The organism is Tepidiphilus succinatimandens, from assembly GCF_006503695.1.
In the GTDB taxonomy this organism is placed as follows: Bacteria; Pseudomonadota; Gammaproteobacteria; order Burkholderiales; family Rhodocyclaceae; genus Tepidiphilus; species Tepidiphilus succinatimandens.
In genome coordinates this window covers 225,880-240,165 of record NZ_SBIK01000001.1, presented here as the reverse complement: position 1 = coordinate 240,165, position 14,286 = coordinate 225,880, and the positions used below count along the sequence as shown (strand labels likewise).

The 14,286-nt window shown below is 68.7% G+C and carries 15 protein-coding genes; 14 read left to right on the top strand and 1 reads right to left on the bottom strand.

Annotated features, from left to right (window positions below; genetic code table 11):
* Positions 1-5: 5 nt before the first annotated feature.
* The 11 genes from EPD82_RS01230 (at position 6) to EPD82_RS01185 (ending at position 11,537) form a co-directional block, all read left to right on the top strand.
* Positions 6-1,952, top strand: a complete 1,947-nt coding sequence (locus EPD82_RS01230; RefSeq protein ID WP_170210751.1) for a dynamin family protein — start codon at positions 6-8, stop codon at positions 1,950-1,952.
* Positions 1,953-2,046: 94 nt separating this feature from the next.
* On the top strand, positions 2,047-2,787 hold the full coding sequence (locus tag EPD82_RS01225) for a FadR/GntR family transcriptional regulator (protein WP_072247870.1): 741 nt from the start codon (positions 2,047-2,049) through the stop codon (positions 2,785-2,787).
* Positions 2,780-4,270 carry an FAD-linked oxidase C-terminal domain-containing protein gene (locus EPD82_RS01220; protein WP_055422504.1) on the top strand — a complete coding sequence of 497 codons (1,491 nt, stop codon included), beginning with the start codon at positions 2,780-2,782 and terminating at the stop codon, positions 4,268-4,270. The genes EPD82_RS01225 and EPD82_RS01220 overlap by 8 nt, the downstream gene beginning before the upstream one ends.
* A complete protein-coding gene (locus EPD82_RS11860; RefSeq protein ID WP_170210750.1) occupies positions 4,267-4,410 on the top strand; it encodes a hypothetical protein in 144 nt (47 codons plus the stop codon). The genes EPD82_RS01220 and EPD82_RS11860 overlap by 4 nt, the downstream gene beginning before the upstream one ends.
* Positions 4,407-5,471: a glycolate oxidase subunit GlcE gene (glcE, locus tag EPD82_RS01215; RefSeq protein WP_141054446.1), complete on the top strand. Its 1,065-nt coding sequence runs from the start codon at positions 4,407-4,409 to the stop codon at positions 5,469-5,471. Before EPD82_RS11860 ends, glcE begins: the two co-directional genes overlap by 4 nt.
* A gap of 3 nt (positions 5,472-5,474) precedes the next feature.
* On the top strand, positions 5,475-6,710 hold the full coding sequence (glcF, locus tag EPD82_RS01210) for a glycolate oxidase subunit GlcF (RefSeq protein WP_141054443.1): 1,236 nt from the start codon (positions 5,475-5,477) through the stop codon (positions 6,708-6,710).
* On the top strand, positions 6,707-7,564 hold the full coding sequence (dapF, locus tag EPD82_RS01205; protein ID WP_141054440.1) for a diaminopimelate epimerase: 858 nt from the start codon (positions 6,707-6,709) through the stop codon (positions 7,562-7,564). The genes glcF and dapF overlap by 4 nt, the downstream gene beginning before the upstream one ends.
* Positions 7,561-8,193: a DUF484 family protein gene (locus tag EPD82_RS01200; protein ID WP_141054437.1), complete on the top strand. Its 633-nt coding sequence runs from the start codon at positions 7,561-7,563 to the stop codon at positions 8,191-8,193. Before dapF ends, EPD82_RS01200 begins: the two co-directional genes overlap by 4 nt.
* Before the next feature lie 5 nt (positions 8,194-8,198).
* Positions 8,199-9,095 carry a tyrosine recombinase XerC gene (locus tag EPD82_RS01195; protein ID WP_055422509.1) on the top strand — a complete coding sequence of 299 codons (897 nt, stop codon included), beginning with the start codon at positions 8,199-8,201 and terminating at the stop codon, positions 9,093-9,095.
* Between the two features lie 14 nt (positions 9,096-9,109).
* Entirely contained in the window at positions 9,110-10,300 is a 1,191-nt protein-coding gene (locus tag EPD82_RS01190) for a class I SAM-dependent rRNA methyltransferase (RefSeq protein ID WP_141054434.1), read from the top strand.
* Between the two features lie 130 nt (positions 10,301-10,430).
* On the top strand, positions 10,431-11,537 hold the full coding sequence (locus EPD82_RS01185; RefSeq protein WP_141054431.1) for an aromatic ring-hydroxylating oxygenase subunit alpha: 1,107 nt from the start codon (positions 10,431-10,433) through the stop codon (positions 11,535-11,537).
* A gap of 47 nt (positions 11,538-11,584) precedes the next feature.
* On the opposite strand, the gene mltA is transcribed toward EPD82_RS01185, so the two are convergent.
* Entirely contained in the window at positions 11,585-12,787 is a 1,203-nt protein-coding gene (mltA, locus tag EPD82_RS01180) for a murein transglycosylase A (RefSeq protein WP_141054428.1), read from the bottom strand.
* Between the two features lie 107 nt (positions 12,788-12,894).
* On the opposite strand from mltA, the gene EPD82_RS01175 reads away from it, so the two are divergent.
* From EPD82_RS01175 to EPD82_RS01165, 3 genes are all read left to right on the top strand, one after another.
* Positions 12,895-13,452, top strand: a complete 558-nt coding sequence (locus EPD82_RS01175; RefSeq protein ID WP_206202128.1) for a DsbC family protein — start codon at positions 12,895-12,897, stop codon at positions 13,450-13,452.
* 151 nt (positions 13,453-13,603) lie between these two features.
* Entirely contained in the window at positions 13,604-13,885 is a 282-nt protein-coding gene (locus tag EPD82_RS01170) for a type II toxin-antitoxin system RelE/ParE family toxin (protein ID WP_141054421.1), read from the top strand.
* A 38-nt stretch (positions 13,886-13,923) separates the two neighbouring features.
* Positions 13,924-14,211: a HigA family addiction module antitoxin gene (locus EPD82_RS01165; RefSeq protein ID WP_055422514.1), complete on the top strand. Its 288-nt coding sequence runs from the start codon at positions 13,924-13,926 to the stop codon at positions 14,209-14,211.
* Positions 14,212-14,286 lie beyond the last annotated feature (75 nt).

Here is a 14,286-nt window from a genome sequence, read left to right as displayed (position 1 = left end):
TGGCGGTGAGTCTCGAACGGTATTTCACGGCTTATGACGAATGGCGCCAAGGGGCGCTCGATGCGCTGAAGTCGCTCGCCCGCACGCTGGAATCCCTGGGCGTGGCGAACGAGGTGTTCAGGAGCCGGCTCGATGCCGCCCGCGAGCGGCTGCGCGAGGAGTGCCTGCGTCTGGCCTTCGTGGCGGAGTTTTCGCGCGGCAAGTCGGAGCTCATCAACGCGCTCGTCTTCTCTTCGCTCGGTGCGCGGGCGCTGCCTTCGCGTAGCGGACGCACCACCATGTGCCCTACCGAGATCGAATGGTTCGAGGGGGCGCGCCCGGAGGTGCTGTTGCTGCCGATCGACACGCGCCGCGAGATCGTCTCGTTGCACGAGGCGCGGCGTCGGCGCGAGTGCTGGAGCGTGCAGTCCTACAACCCGGAGAACCTGGCCTCGGTGCAGCAGGCGCTCGAGCGCGTGGGCGAAACCCGGCGTATTCCCGTCGATGAGGCCGAGTCCCTGGGCTTTCACATCGACCCGAGCGGGGAAGAGGGGCTGGTGCCCGGTGAGGACGGCCTCGTGGAAGTGCCTGCCTGGCGCCATGCCATCGTGCGCTATCCGCATCCGCTGCTCGCCCGCGGGCTGGTGATCCTCGACACGCCGGGGCTCAACGCCATCGGCGCCGAGACGGAGCTCACCCTCTCGCTGCTGCCGCAGGCCCACGCCGTGGTCTTCGTGCTGGCTGCCGACACGGGCGTCACCCAGAGCGACATGAAGATCTGGCGCCATTACGTGCTCGAGTCGCGCGTCGATCCCGACGAGGGTTGCCTCGTCGCGCTCAACAAGATCGACTCGCTGTGGGACGGCATCCGCACCGAAGCCGAGATCGAGCGCGAGATCGCCGCCCAGGTCCAGTCCGTGGCCCGCATGCTGGAGGTGCGCCCGGAGCACGTCTTCCCGCTGTCGGCGCAGAAGGCGCTGGCTGCGCGCATCCATGGGGACGAGGCGCTCTTGCGCCGCAGCCGCATCGAGCCTTTCGAACAGGCCTTGTCGCAGGATCTGCTCGGCAAGCGACAGGCGCTCACGCGCGAGGCGGTGGCGGCTGCCTTTCGCGAGATCGGCGCGCTGGCGGCGGGGATGGTGCGTGAGCGTCTGTCGGCGGTGGCGGCGCAAGAATCCGAGCTGGCCGCCCTGCGGGGCCAGAACCGCAGCCGCGTGGCCTATCTGCTGCGCAAGGCCCAGGCGGAGAAGGAAGAGTTCGACGCAGCCCTGCGCCGCTATCAGGCTACCCGGGCCGTCTACGCCAAACAGTGCCGGGAGCTGCTCGACGCGGTGGCGGTGTCGCGGTTCCGCTTCGAGCTCACCGACGTGCGCCATCAGATGGAAATGGCGGCCTTTTCCTTGGATCTCAAGGAACGCATCGAGCAGTTCTTCGAGCGGGTGTTTGCGCTCGTCGACCGGGCGCAGGCCAAGGCAAAGGAAATCCACGAAATGCTCACGGCCATGATGCGCCAGCTCGAGGTGGAGCATGGCATCGACTGCCGACCGCCGGCTCCGCTCGATTTCGCCGCCGCGCGCGCTTCGCTCGAGACGGCGCGAACCCTGGCCCTGCGCCAGCTCGCCAGCTGGGGTACCATGCTCGTGCATACCAAGTCGGGTGTCATCGAGCGATTCCTTTCCCTGGTCGCGAGCGAAGTCCAGCATCGCTGGGAGGCGATGCACCGCGAGGCGGCCACCTGGGTGCGGCAGGCGCTGCTGCCGCTCGAGGCGGCCCTGAAAGAGAAGAAGACCGAACTCGAGCTGCGCATGAACGGCATCGTGCGGGTGCATCAGGCGGCCGAGTCGCTGGAATCCCAGCTGGCCGAACTGCGCGCCGAGCGCGAGCGGCTCGAGCAGCAGCTGCAGCGGCTCGAAACCGCGCTGCAGCAGGGCCTGGAGACCATCGCCCGCCCCTTGCTCGAACGCGCCGCTTGATCCTAGCCCGGCTTGCGTGTAAATTCCTCGTGAGCTCATTCACGCAGCCAAGGCCATGGACACACGAAAAAAAACGACGCGGGAATGTGAGCGGGTGGTCCAATCGCTGGTCGAATCCATCCTTGCCGGCCATCATCCCCGGGGCGCCCGCTTGCCCTCGGAGCATGCTTTGTGTGCGAAGTTAGGGGTGAGCCGGACGGTAGTGCGCGAGGCCATTGCCGATCTGAAGGCCGAGGGGGTGGTGGCGGCGCGTCAGGGCTCGGGCACGTACGTCATCGATCGTCCAGGCCGCAAGGGGTTCCATCTCAAGAACGTCGAGGAAGTCGACGTGCTCGAAGAGCTGCGCCATATTCTCGAATTGCGCAAGGTGTTCGAGACCGGCGTGGCCGAACTGGCGGCGCTGCGGCGCAGCGAGGCCGATCTGCACCATCTCGAAGCGGTGGTGGCTGCCATGGACCGCTGGGCCCGTCAGGCGGCGCACTCGCCTGCCAAGGGGACGACCGGGGCGCAGTGGGACGACGAATTCCACCTGGCGCTCGCCCGCGCCACGCACAACCCCGAGATCGAGCGTTTCCAGGAATACCTGGGCGCGAAGAATGCCGCCGTGCACCGCGTCCTCTGGGGCGAGGAGGGGCAGGTGCGGGGTTGGCCGCTCGTAGCCAACGCCGAGCACCGCGAGATCCTCGAAGCGGTGCGTGCGGGCGATCCGGCGGCGGCATGGCGCGCGGCCGAACGTCATTTGGAAGGAACGGCCGATCGTGTGGCCGAAGTGCTGTGCCCGGCGGAGAATCCCGTCGAAGAACCCTCTGCCCCGCTGGAGCGCGTCGATGGCTGAAACCCCGTCCGATTCCCTCTCCCCGACCGTTTCTCGCGAGGCGTTCGTCGCCGAGCTGCGCCGGCTGCTGCCCGAAGACGCCCTGATCCACGACGAGGCCGAACTTCGCGCCTACGAGTGCGACGGCCTTTCGGCCTTTCGCGAGCTGCCCTGGGCCGTGGCGCTGCCGCGCAGCGAGGAAGAGGTGGTGGCACTGCTCCAGACCTGTCACCGTCTGCGGGTGCCGGTCGTGCCGCGCGGAGCCGGCACGGGGCTCTCTGGCGGGGCGCTGCCGCACCCGCAGGGGCTGGTGCTGTCGCTCGCGCGCTTGAACCGCATCCTCGCCCTCGACCCCTTCGCACGTACCGCCACGGTGCAGCCGGGAGTGCGTAACCTCGCCATTTCGGAAGCAGCCGCGCCGTACGGGCTCTATTACGCGCCCGATCCGTCCTCGCAGATCGCCTGTACCCTGGGGGGCAACGTGGCCGAGAATTCCGGGGGCGTGCATTGCCTGAAGTACGGCCTCACGGTGCACAACGTGCTGCGCGTGCGCGGCTACACCGCCGCAGGGGAGCCCGTCGTTTTTGGCAGCCTCGCCCCCGATGCGCCGGGCTACGACCTGCTCGCGCTGGCGATCGGCTCGGAGGGAATGCTGGCGGTGGTCACCGAGATCACGGTGAAACTGCTGCCCCGGCCGCAGACGGCGCGTTGCATCCTCGCTGCCTTCGACTCGGTGCGCGCCGCCGGCGAGGCGGTGGCCGCGATCATCGCCGAAGGCATCATCCCCGCGGGGCTGGAGATGATGGACCAGGGGGCGACGATCGCCGCGGAGGATTTCGTCCACGCCGGCTATCCGCTTCAGGCCGCGGCGGTGCTGCTGTGCGAGTCCGACGGCACGCCCGAGGAGGTGGAAGAAGAGATCGCGCGCATGGGAGCGGTGCTCGAGCGCTGCGGCGCCACCGAGTGGCGCGTCTCGCGCGACGAGGAGGAGCGGCTGCGCTTCTGGGCTGGACGCAAGGCGGCGTTTCCGGCCGCCGGGCGCGTCTCGCCCGACTACTACTGCATGGACGGAACGATTCCGCGCAAGGCCCTGGGCGAGATGCTGGAGGCGATCGCCGAGATGGAGCGCGAATACGGCCTGCGCTGTCTCAACGTCTTTCACGCCGGTGACGGCAACCTGCATCCCCTGATCCTGTTCGACGCGAACCAGCCCGGCGAATGGGAGCGGGCCGAGGCGTTCGGCGCCGACATCCTCGAGCTCTCGGTGCGGCTCGGCGGCACGGTCACCGGCGAGCACGGCGTGGGGATGGAGAAGATCAACCAGATGTGCGTGCAGTTCTCGCCCGTGGAGCTCGAAGCCTTCTTCCAGGTGAAGGCGGCTTTCGACCCGGCGGGGATTCTGAACCCCGGCAAGGCGATTCCCACGCTGCACCGCTGCGCCGAATACGGCCGCATGCGCGTGTCGCGCGGCAAGCTGCCTTTTGCCGAGTTGCCGCGCTTTTGAACGGCGTGAGCGAGCGGGCCTGGGTGCAGCTGTTATTGGTCGGCATTCCCGTGCTGGGGCTGATCGGTTCCTTGCTGTGGCTGCGCGACGAGGCGCGGCTTGCCGAGCGACACCGAAAAAAACGACAGGAGGAGCAATGAACGCGATCGTCGATCGCCTGCGCGAGCAGGTGTTGGAGGCGTGCGGGCGCAGGCGGCTGGAGATCCGCGGCGGGGGCAGCAAATCCTGGTACGGCGCGTCGGACCCAGAAGCCGAGCCGCTGGAAGTGGGTATGCTCTCCGGCATCATCCGCTACGAGCCCTCGGAATTGGTGCTCACCGCCTATGGCGGCACGCCGCTCGCGGAAGTGGAGGCGCTGCTCGCGCAGCACCGGCAATGGTTGCCTTTCTCGCCGCCGCACTTCGCCGACTCGGCCACGATCGGCGGGGCGGTGGCCTCCGGCCTCTCCGGCCCGACCCGCTGGGGGCACGGGGCGCTGCGCGACTACGTGCTGGGGGTTCGGGTGCTCGATGGTCAGGGACGGGTGCTGCGCTTCGGCGGCGAGGTGATGAAGAACGTCGCCGGCTATGACGTCTCCCGGCTCTTTGCCGGCTCGCTCGGCACGCTAGGGGTGATCCTGGAGGTGTCGCTGAAAGTGTTGCCGCTGCCTCCGGCTACCCGTACCCTGCGCTTTGCCTGCAGCCAGGACGAGGCGATCGAGCGCTTCAACCGTTTGGCGGGGCAGCCGCTGCCGCTGTCGGCGGGCGTGTGGTGGCAGGGGGAAATGACCCTGGGCCTTGCCGGCGCCCGGGCGGCGGTGGAAGCGGCCGCGACGCGCCTGGGCGGCGAGGTGCTGCCCGAGGAGGCGGCTCGCGTTTTCTGGGAGGACGTGCGCGAGCAGCGGCTGCCCGCCTGGAAGCTGCAGGAGGGCGAGGTGCTGTGGCGCCTGGCGCTGCCGCCGACCACGCCCGCCTGGGCGGATGCGGAGGATGCGCTCGTCGAATGGGGCGGCGGGTTGCGCTGGCTACGCCGGCCGGCGGCCGACGATTCCTGGTTCGAGCGCGCCCGCGCCGTGGGCGGACATGCCATGCGCTGGCGCGGTGCCCGGACCGGTGGGCGCGTGTTCGCGCCGCGTGGCGCCGCCGAGCGCGCCATCGAAGCGCGGCTCAAGGCTGCATTCGACCCCGACGGCGTGTTCGCGCGCCGCTTGCCCTTGGAGTGAGCGATGCAGACGAATCTGGCCGATTTCATCCGTGACACCCCCGCCGGCCGGGTGGCCGACGCCATCCTGCGCAAGTGCGTGCACTGCGGCTTCTGCACCGCCACCTGCCCTACCTACCAGTTGCTCGGCGACGAACTCGACGGGCCGCGCGGGCGCATCTACCAGATCAAGGAGGTGCTCGAAGGGGTGCCGCCTACGCGCGCCATCCAGCAGCACCTCGACCGCTGCCTCACCTGCCGCGCCTGCGAGACGACCTGTCCCTCGGGCGTGGAGTACGCCCATCTGCTCGACATCGGCCGGCACGAAGTCGATGCGCGCGTGCCACGGCCGCTTGCCGAGCGGGCCAAGCGCTGGGCGCTCGCGCGCGTGCTGCCCGAGCGAAAACGCTTCGCCGCGGCGCTGCGGCTCGCCCGTATGGGCAAGGGGGTGCTGCCAGATTCCCTGGCCGGGAAGATTCCGGCCCCTCAGGAAGCCGGGCCCCGGCCGGCGCTGCGGCACGCGCGCCGCTGGTGGCGGCTGGAAGGTTGCGTTCAGCCCGAGCTCAAGCCGGCAATCGACGCGGCGGCCGAGCGCGTGTTCGACCGCCTGGGCATCTCGCTCGAGGCGGCGCCGGGGGCGGGCTGCTGCGGGGCGATCGAATGGCACCTCGACGAGCAGGAGCGGGCGCGCGCGCGGGCGCGGCGCAACATCGACGCCTGGTGGCCGGCGATCGAGTCGGGCGACATCGAGGGCATCCTCATCACCGCCTCCGGCTGTGCGGCGCAGGTGCGCGACTACGGCTTCTGGCTCGCCGAGGATCCGCTCTATGCCGACAGGGCGGCGCAAGTGGCGCAGCGGGCGCGCGACGTGAGCGAAGTGCTCGCCGCCGAATCCGCTTCGCTTGAGGCGCTCCTGCCGGCACAGCCGACCTCGCGCGGCGCCGTGGCCTTTCACGCCCCCTGTTCGCTGCAGCACGGCCTGAAAGTGCGCGGGGTGGTGGAACGGCTGCTCGCGCGCGCGGGCTACACGCTCGTTCCGGTGCGCGATGCGCACCTGTGCTGCGGCTCGGCCGGAACCTACTCCCTGCTGCAGGCGGAATTGGCCGAGGCGCTCAAGCGCAACAAGCTCGCCGCGCTCACCGAGCACGCCCCGGCCCGGATCGCCTCGGCCAACATCGGCTGCATCACCCACCTGGAACAGGGCGCGAACGTGCCGGTGCAGCACTGGATCGAACTCCTCGACGAGGCGCTGAGGACATGAACCTCCTCCATTTCACCAAGATGCACGGTCTGGGCAACGATTTCGTCGTCATCGACGCGATCCGCCAGCGCTTCACCCCTTCGCCTGAACTGGTGCGCTGGCTCGCCGACCGGCATTTCGGCATCGGCTGCGACCAGCTCCTGCTGGTGGAGCCGCCTACCCGTCCCGACGCCGATTTCCGCTACCGCATCTTCAACGCCGACGGCGGCGAGGTGGCGCAGTGCGGCAACGGCGCGCGCTGCTTTGCCCGTTTCGTGGTGGAGAAAGGGCTCACCAGCAAGCGGCGCCTGCGCGTGGAGACGGCGAGCGGCGTGATCGAACCCGAGCTGCGCGAAGCAGATGAGGTGGCCGTCGACATGGGGGTGCCGGTACTCGAGCCCGCACGCATCCCCTTCGTGAGCGACACGGACGCGGTGGTGCAGACGCTCGAAGTCGATGGCGCGCGGGTGGAACTCACGGCGGTCTCCATGGGCAATCCCCACGCGGTGCTGGTGGTGGAGGACGTCGATCGGGCGCCGGTGGCCGAGCTCGGCGCGCAGATCGAGCGCCATCCCCGTTTTCCCGAGCGCGTCAACGTCGGCTTCATGCAGGTGCTCGCGCCCGATGCGATCCGGCTGCGGGTGTTCGAGCGCGGGGCGGGCGAGACGCTTGCCTGCGGCACGGGCGCCTGCGCCGCGGTGGTGGCCGGCACCCTGCGCGGGCTGCTGCGCCCGCCGGTGACGGTGCACACGCGCGGCGGGCGGCTGCGCATCGAGTGGGCCGGTCCCGGCCAGCCCGTGATCATGATCGGGCCGGCGCGCACGGTGTTCGAAGGCGTGATCGATCTCGACCAGCCCCGGGAGCTGCCGCGATGAGCTGCTCGCACGACGACGTTCGCCGTTATCTGCAGGAGCATCCGGATTTCTTCCTGCGCGAGCCAGCGCTGGTGGTCTCACTGGCCCTGCCCTCCGAGGGGCCGGGGGGGACGGTGTCGCTCGCGCAGCATCAGGCGAGCCTGCTGCGCGGTCAGCTCCAGGCGCTGGAAGAGAAATTCGCCCAGCTCCTGCAGATCGGGCGGCAGAACGACCAGCTCGCCGAGAAACTGCATCGCCTCGCGCTCGCGCTCATCGGGGCGGAGACACGGCCGCAGGTGCGCCACATCCTCACGCGCGCGCTCAGCGAAGAATTCGCCGTGCCGACGGTGCGCCTGGGGCTGCCCGGTTGGCTCGCGGCGGAATTGCCCGAGGCGCTGGCCGAATTCGCCCGCACGCTCGCCGAGGTGCACGTGGGCTCGCCGCCGCATCCGGCGCTTGCCGCCTGGCTCGGTACCGACGTCGCCTCCTGCGCCGTGTTGCCGCTACCGGTGCCCGAGGAGGGCGTGGGGTTGCTGGCGCTCGGCAGTCCCGAGCCGCAGCGCTTCTACCCGGCGATGGGAACCGTCTTTCTGCGGCGTATCGGCGAGCTCGCGGCAGCGGCGCTCGCCCGCTGCCGCGAGGCGGCGTGAGCCTCATGGACGAAGCCAAGCTGCCCGACGCGATCGAGCGCTACCTCGTCGCGCTCGAGGCCGAGCGCCGCAGCGCCACGGCGACCGTGCGTGCCTACCGGCTGGAACTCGCAGCCCTGGCCGAGGCCACGGGCGGCGAGCCGCTGCGCGCCGATGCGGCTGCCTTACGCGCGGCGCTCGCCCGGGCGCACGGGCAGGGTCTGGCGCCGCGTTCGCTCGCGCGCCGCCTGTCGTGCTGGCGCGGGTTCTACCGCTGGGCGCTGCGCCAGGGTTGGGTGGCGGCCAACCCCGCCGACGGGCTGCGCGCGCCGCGTGCGCCGCGCCTCTTGCCCAAGGCGCTGGGGGTGGACGAGACGCAGCGCGTGCTCGACGCCGCGCCCGAGGCGGGTCTGGAGGTGCGCGACCGCGCCATGGCCGAACTCCTCTACGCCACGGGGCTGCGGGTGGCCGAGCTCGTCTCGCTCGACCTCGATCCCGCCTGCCTCGATCTCGACCAGGGTTGGGTGAGCGTGACCGGCAAACGCGGCAAACGCCGCACCGTGCCGCTGGGGCGCACGGCCATCGCGGCGCTGCACCAGTGGCTCGCGCTGCGCGCCGAGCTCGTGGCGCCGGGCGAGAAGGCGCTCTTCGTGAGCCGCGAGGGCACGCGCCTCTCCCCTCAGGGGGTGGGAAGCCGCCTGGTGCGCTGGGGGCGCAAGCATGGCGTGGAAGGGAGCCTCCATCCGCACCGGCTGCGCCACAGCTTCGCCAGTCACCTGCTGCAATCCTCGGGCGACCTGCGGGCGGTACAGGAACTCCTGGGACACGCCTCGATCGCCAGCACCCAGGTCTATACCCGGCTCGATTTCCAGCATCTGGCACGCATCTACGACGCGGCCCATCCGCGGGCCAAACGCAAATAGAACGGAATGTCTTCATGGTGACCTTGATCCTCAAACCGGGGCGGGAGCGCTCGCTCATGCGGCGTCACCCCTGGATTTTCGACACCAGCGTCGAGCGCATCGACGGGCCGGTGAGAAACGGCGACACCGTGCTCGTGGCGCGCCACGACGGCACGCCGCTCGCGCGCGCCGGGGTGTCGCTCGCTTCGCGCATCCGCGCGAGGGTGTGGCACTTCACGCCGGATTCGCCCGTCGATCACGCCTTCTTCCGGCGGCGCATCGCCCAGGCGATCGCCCGGCGTCTGGCGCATCCCCTCTTGCGCGGGCAGCAGGGTCTGAGGCTGGTGCACGGCGAGGCCGACGGCCTGCCCGGCGTGATCCTCGATCGCTTCGGCGCGGTGGCGGTGTTGCAGATGACCTTTGCCGGGGCCGAGCGCTGGCGCGAGGCCATCGTCGATGCCATCCGGCGCGTCTTGCCGGAGCTGGAGGCGCTCTACGAGCGGTCGGATTCCGGCGCGCGCCGGCTCGAAGGGCTGGAACCGCGCACGGGGCTCGTTTTTGGAACCTTGCCCGAGACGGTGGTGATCGAGGAGTACGGCGTGCGTCTGCTCGTCGACGTGGTGCAGGGGCACAAGACCGGCTTTTATCTCGATCAGCGCGAGAACCGGCGGCTCGCCGGGCAGCTCGCCGAGGGGGCGCGGGTGCTCAATGCGTTTTGCTACAGCGGCGGGTTTTCGCTGCACGCGCTCGCGGGCGGCGCGCGCGAGGTCTGCTCGATCGATTCGAGCGGTCCGGCGCTGGAACTCGCGCGGCGCAACCTCGCCCTCGATGCCGAATTGCCGGCGGATCGGGCGCGCTGGTTCGAGGCCGACGTCTTCACTCTGCTGCGCGAGTGGGAGCGCGACGGCGAGCGCTTCGACCTCGTCATCCTCGATCCGCCCAAGTTCGCTCCCTCGGCGGCCCACGTGCCCCAGGCGCGGCGGGCGTATCGCGACGTCAACCTGCACGGCATGCGCCTGGTCGCCCCCGGCGGGCTTTTGATGACGTTTTCCTGCTCCGGCGGCATCGGCGCGGAGGAATTCCGCGAGATCGTCGCCGAGTGCGCCGCCAAGAACGGGCGCGACGCGCAGGTGCTCGCCCGCCTGCAGGCCGGACCGGATCATCCGGTGGGTCTGGCGGTGCCCGAGAGCGAATACCTCAAGGGGCTGCTCGTGCGGCTGGAATGAATCCGATCGGGGCGAGGCGAAAGATTTTTCGCTCGATCAACCCCTTGCATTCGTTTCGTGGTACCATCCCGCGCTCTTTCGGCGACCTCGGCGTCGAGGTCGGGTCCTTTCGTCCATGGAGGGTTCGATCATGTCGGAGATGGGTTCTGGGGTCCGTCTGCAGCCGGCGGCGTTGCAATTTCCGGTGTCGTGGTATTTCGACGAGGCGCTGTTTCGCCGCGAGCTGGAGGTTTTTTTCCGTCAGGGGCCGGGCTATGTCGGGCACGAGGCCATGGTGCCCGAGCCGGGTTCCTACCGCTCGCTCGAGTGGCTCGACCACGCCAAGGCGCTGGTGCGCGATGCCCAGGGGCCGGCGCTGCTGTCCAACGTCTGCCGCCATCGGCAGGCCATCATGCTGCAGGGGGAAGGGAAGACCGAGCACGTCGTCTGCCCTCTGCACCGCTGGACCTACGATCTCACGGGGCGGCTGGTGGGTGCGCCGCATTTTTCCGAGACGCCCTGCCTGAACCTGCAGCGCGAGGCGCTGGAATCGTGGAACGGGCTCCTCTTCCGCGGGCCGCGCTCGGCGGCGGCCGATCTCGCTGGCATGGAGCTTGCCCGCTGGTTCGACTTCTCCGGCTACAAGCTCGACCGGGTCGTGCGCCACGACTGCCACTACAACTGGAAGACTTTCGTCGAGGTGTATCTCGAGGATTACCACGTCGTGCCCTTCCATCCGGGGCTGGGCAATTTCGTCGATTGCAGCGCCCTCGAGTGGCAGTTCGGCGAATGGTACTCCGTACAGCGCGTGGGCATTACGGCGCTCGACAAGCCGGGCACGCCGGTCTATGCGCGCTGGCACAAGGCGGTACTCGATTATCATCAAGGGAAACTCCCCGAGCACGGCGCGATCTGGATGCTGTACTACCCCAACGTGATGGTGGAGTGGTATCCCAATACCCTGGTGGTGAGCACCCTGTGGCCGGTGTCGGTGAGCGAGACGATCAACGTGGTGGAATTCTATTATCCCGAAGAGATCGTCGAGTTCGAGCGCGAGTACGTCGAAGCGCAGCAGGCGGCTTATATGGAAACGGCGGTCGAGGACGATGAAATCGCCGAGCGCATGGACCGCGGCCGCAAGGCGCTCCTGGCCGAGGGCAGGGACGAGGTCGGGCCCTATCAGGAGCCGTTCGAAGTGGGAATGCCGCATTTCCACGCGTTCTACCGCCGGATGATGGGGCTGGAAGGCGGCTGCTGAAGTAGCCGCTTGTCCCGTGTTCCTCGAGGCGCCTGCGGGCGCCTTTTTCATCGGCTCGCCGCAGGCGGATCGGCATCGGCCGGCCACAGCAGCCACAGGGCGACTTCGTCGCGCCTGCGCCCGGCGCGCTCGCCCGCTTCCTTGCCGCTGCCTTCATAGACGTCGACGCGCAGCGGCCCCTGGATGGCCCCACCCGTATCCTGCGCCAGCATCAGCCGGGCGAACGGTTGCGTGCCCGAGACCACGGCGTAGAGCGGCGCGCCCAGCGGCAGATGGGCCGGATCGACCGCGAGGCTGCGCTGCGGCGTGAGCGGCACGCCCAGGGTGCCGAGGGGACCGGGGCCGTCGGCGGGCAATTCACGGAAGAAGACATAGGCCGGGTTGGCGTCGAGCACTTCCCGACGCCGTTCGGGGTGGCGTTCGAGCCAGCGCCGGATTCCCTGTGCCGAGGCTTCCTGCAAGGTGAGCTCGCCGGAGTCGATGAGCAGGCGCCCGATGGAGCGGTACGGGTGGCCGTTGTGATCGGCGTAGCCGATGCGCAAGGTGGCGCCATCGGGCAGACGCAGCAGGCCGGAGCCCTGGATCTGCAGGAAGAAGAAATCGAGCTCGTCGGCCGCCCAGAAGAGCACCGGCGCAGGGAGCCGCTCGCCCAGGGCGCGGATCTCGGCGCGGCTGTGATAGGGCACGAGCCGATGGCCCTCCAGCCGGCCCTTGAGGCGCAGATTCTTCGTCACCGGCGCGACCTCGCCCAGATCCACGGTGACGAGGTCGGCGGGCGGTCCGAGGATGGGGGTGCGGTGGCGGGCATCCGGCGTGCGGCTCGCGGCGATCAGCGGTTCGTAATAACCGGTGGCGAGCCCCGTGTCGCGGGCGCTGCCGTCGGGCTGCACCGCGACGAGCCGCCAGGGCCGCAGGCGTTGCTCCAGAAAACGGCGCAGTACCGCGTCTTCGCGCGGCTGCTCGCGCGCCTCGCGGCACAGCGTTTGCCATGCGGGATCGAGCGTTTCGAGCCGCGGGCAGCCCGCCAAGAAAGCATCCCACGCCTGGGAAGGACGATCGGCGCACCAGCCGGGAAGCGCTTCCCATGAGGCGGGTTCGGCGCGCAAAGCAGGCGTGGCTTGCGGCGTGCGCGGAGGTTCGGTGGGCGGGCAGACGCAGAGCGGCGTTTGCGGCACCTCGCCGCGGCAGGCAGCGAGGGCGAGGAGGAATACGGCAAGCAGAGTGCGGCGCGGCGCAATGAAACGTCTCATGAGCGGTCGAGGGTGATGGAATCCTGCCCCAAGTATATCCGCCAAGAGCATAATGGCACGGGGGACGATCGCGCAGGGAGGGGGCGATGCGGCAGGGGCGGAAACGAATGGCATGGTGGGCGGGTCTGGGTCTGGTGTGGACGCTGACAGCGGCAGGGGAGCCGTCGGTGGTGAGCGGCGGCGAGGCGGTTTGGCCGGAGTTTGGGCAGGAGCGAAGCGCCGGGGCCGAGCGCGTCGATTTTTCTCGTTTACCCCTCGAACGGGCGATCGCCATGGTCCATGGCGCAGGGGCGCGGAAGATCGTTTCGTTCGAAGATCCGAATTGCGCATACTGCAAGAAACTGATGCGCGAACTCGAGGCAGTCGACGACGTGACCGTCTATGTCTTCCTCTATCCCATTCTGGAGGGGGATTCGTGGGAAAAATCTCGGCAGATCTGGTGCGCTCCGGATCGGGCGCGGGCATGGCGGGCGTGGATGCTCGAAGGGAAAGAGCCGGCATCGGCGTCGCCGGGCTGTGACGCGAGCGCGCTCGAACACAACCTTGCGCTGGGCCGGCGGTTGGGAATCTCGGTGGTGCCGACGATCGTTCTGCCGTCGGGAAGGCGCATTCCTGGGCTGATCCGCGCGCCCGACCTCATGGATTTCTTGTCCCGGGAACGGTGAGGGTACCGCGAGCAGACGGCTGCACGGCCGGATGGCGGCCTCGCCCCGTGCCCGGATGCTCACCGAGTGGGTATCCTTTTGAGCGAGCGGGCAGAGATTGACAACTGTATCGATACGAGATACAGTTTCGCCCCTGCCGAGGGGAGATTCCATGGATGAGAGTCAGTTCGCTCACAAGGGCCTGTATTGGTTCTACGCGAGTGGTTCCCTCAAGGGGATACAGCCGGGTCACGAAGCAAAATTGCGGCGCATCTTGTCAGCGCTCGATGCGGCTCATGAGCCACGGGATTTGGCATTGCCCGGCTTCAAGCTCCATCGTTTGCAGGGAGACATGGCGGGCTTTTGGGCAATGACCGTCAATAAGAACTGGAGGGTCATTTTTCGCTTCAAAGATGGAAACATATGTGACATAAATTATATCGATTATAATTAAAGCCGTGTTTAAATGTAAATATCATATGGAAAAATGCCATGTACAATCCATCGCATCCGGGAGAAATCTTGAGGGAAGAAGTGATCGACGCTTTGGGCTTGTCGGTGACGGAGGCGGCTCGGCGGTTAGGGATGTCGCGGGTAGCGTTATCGCGCGTGCTCAACGGAAAAGCGGGCATCAGTCCTGATTTGGCGATACGGCTGGAACGGGCGGGGGTCGCAACGGCGCGGGCCTGGCTGCAGATGCAGGCGAATTACGATTTATGGCAAGCCATGCAGCATGAGCAACCCCCTGTGCGTCCGCTGGCCGAACATGTACCTGCGTGAGTGATCGGAGTGCCCTCGAACCCAACCTTGCGCTGGGCTGGCGCTGGGAGATCCCGTGGGTGCCGACGATCGTCC

Coding starts and splice junctions, on each gene's coding strand:
- EPD82_RS01220 (WP_055422504.1), top strand. CDS start 2,780: ATGGCTGAAACCCCGTCCGATTCCCTCTCCCCGACCGTTTCTCGCGAG.
- glcE (WP_141054446.1), top strand. CDS start 4,407: ATGAACGCGATCGTCGATCGCCTGCGCGAGCAGGTGTTGGAGGCGTGC.
- glcF (WP_141054443.1), top strand. CDS start 5,475: ATGCAGACGAATCTGGCCGATTTCATCCGTGACACCCCCGCCGGCCGG.
- dapF (WP_141054440.1), top strand. CDS start 6,707: ATGAACCTCCTCCATTTCACCAAGATGCACGGTCTGGGCAACGATTTC.
- EPD82_RS01200 (WP_141054437.1), top strand. CDS start 7,561: ATGAGCTGCTCGCACGACGACGTTCGCCGTTATCTGCAGGAGCATCCG.
- EPD82_RS01195 (WP_055422509.1), top strand. CDS start 8,199: ATGGACGAAGCCAAGCTGCCCGACGCGATCGAGCGCTACCTCGTCGCG.
- EPD82_RS01190 (WP_141054434.1), top strand. CDS start 9,110: ATGGTGACCTTGATCCTCAAACCGGGGCGGGAGCGCTCGCTCATGCGG.
- EPD82_RS01185 (WP_141054431.1), top strand. CDS start 10,431: ATGTCGGAGATGGGTTCTGGGGTCCGTCTGCAGCCGGCGGCGTTGCAA.
- mltA (WP_141054428.1), bottom strand. CDS start 12,787: ATGAGACGTTTCATTGCGCCGCGCCGCACTCTGCTTGCCGTATTCCTC.
- EPD82_RS01175 (WP_206202128.1), top strand. CDS start 12,895: ATGGCATGGTGGGCGGGTCTGGGTCTGGTGTGGACGCTGACAGCGGCA.
- EPD82_RS01170 (WP_141054421.1), top strand. CDS start 13,604: ATGGATGAGAGTCAGTTCGCTCACAAGGGCCTGTATTGGTTCTACGCG.
- EPD82_RS01165 (WP_055422514.1), top strand. CDS start 13,924: ATGTACAATCCATCGCATCCGGGAGAAATCTTGAGGGAAGAAGTGATC.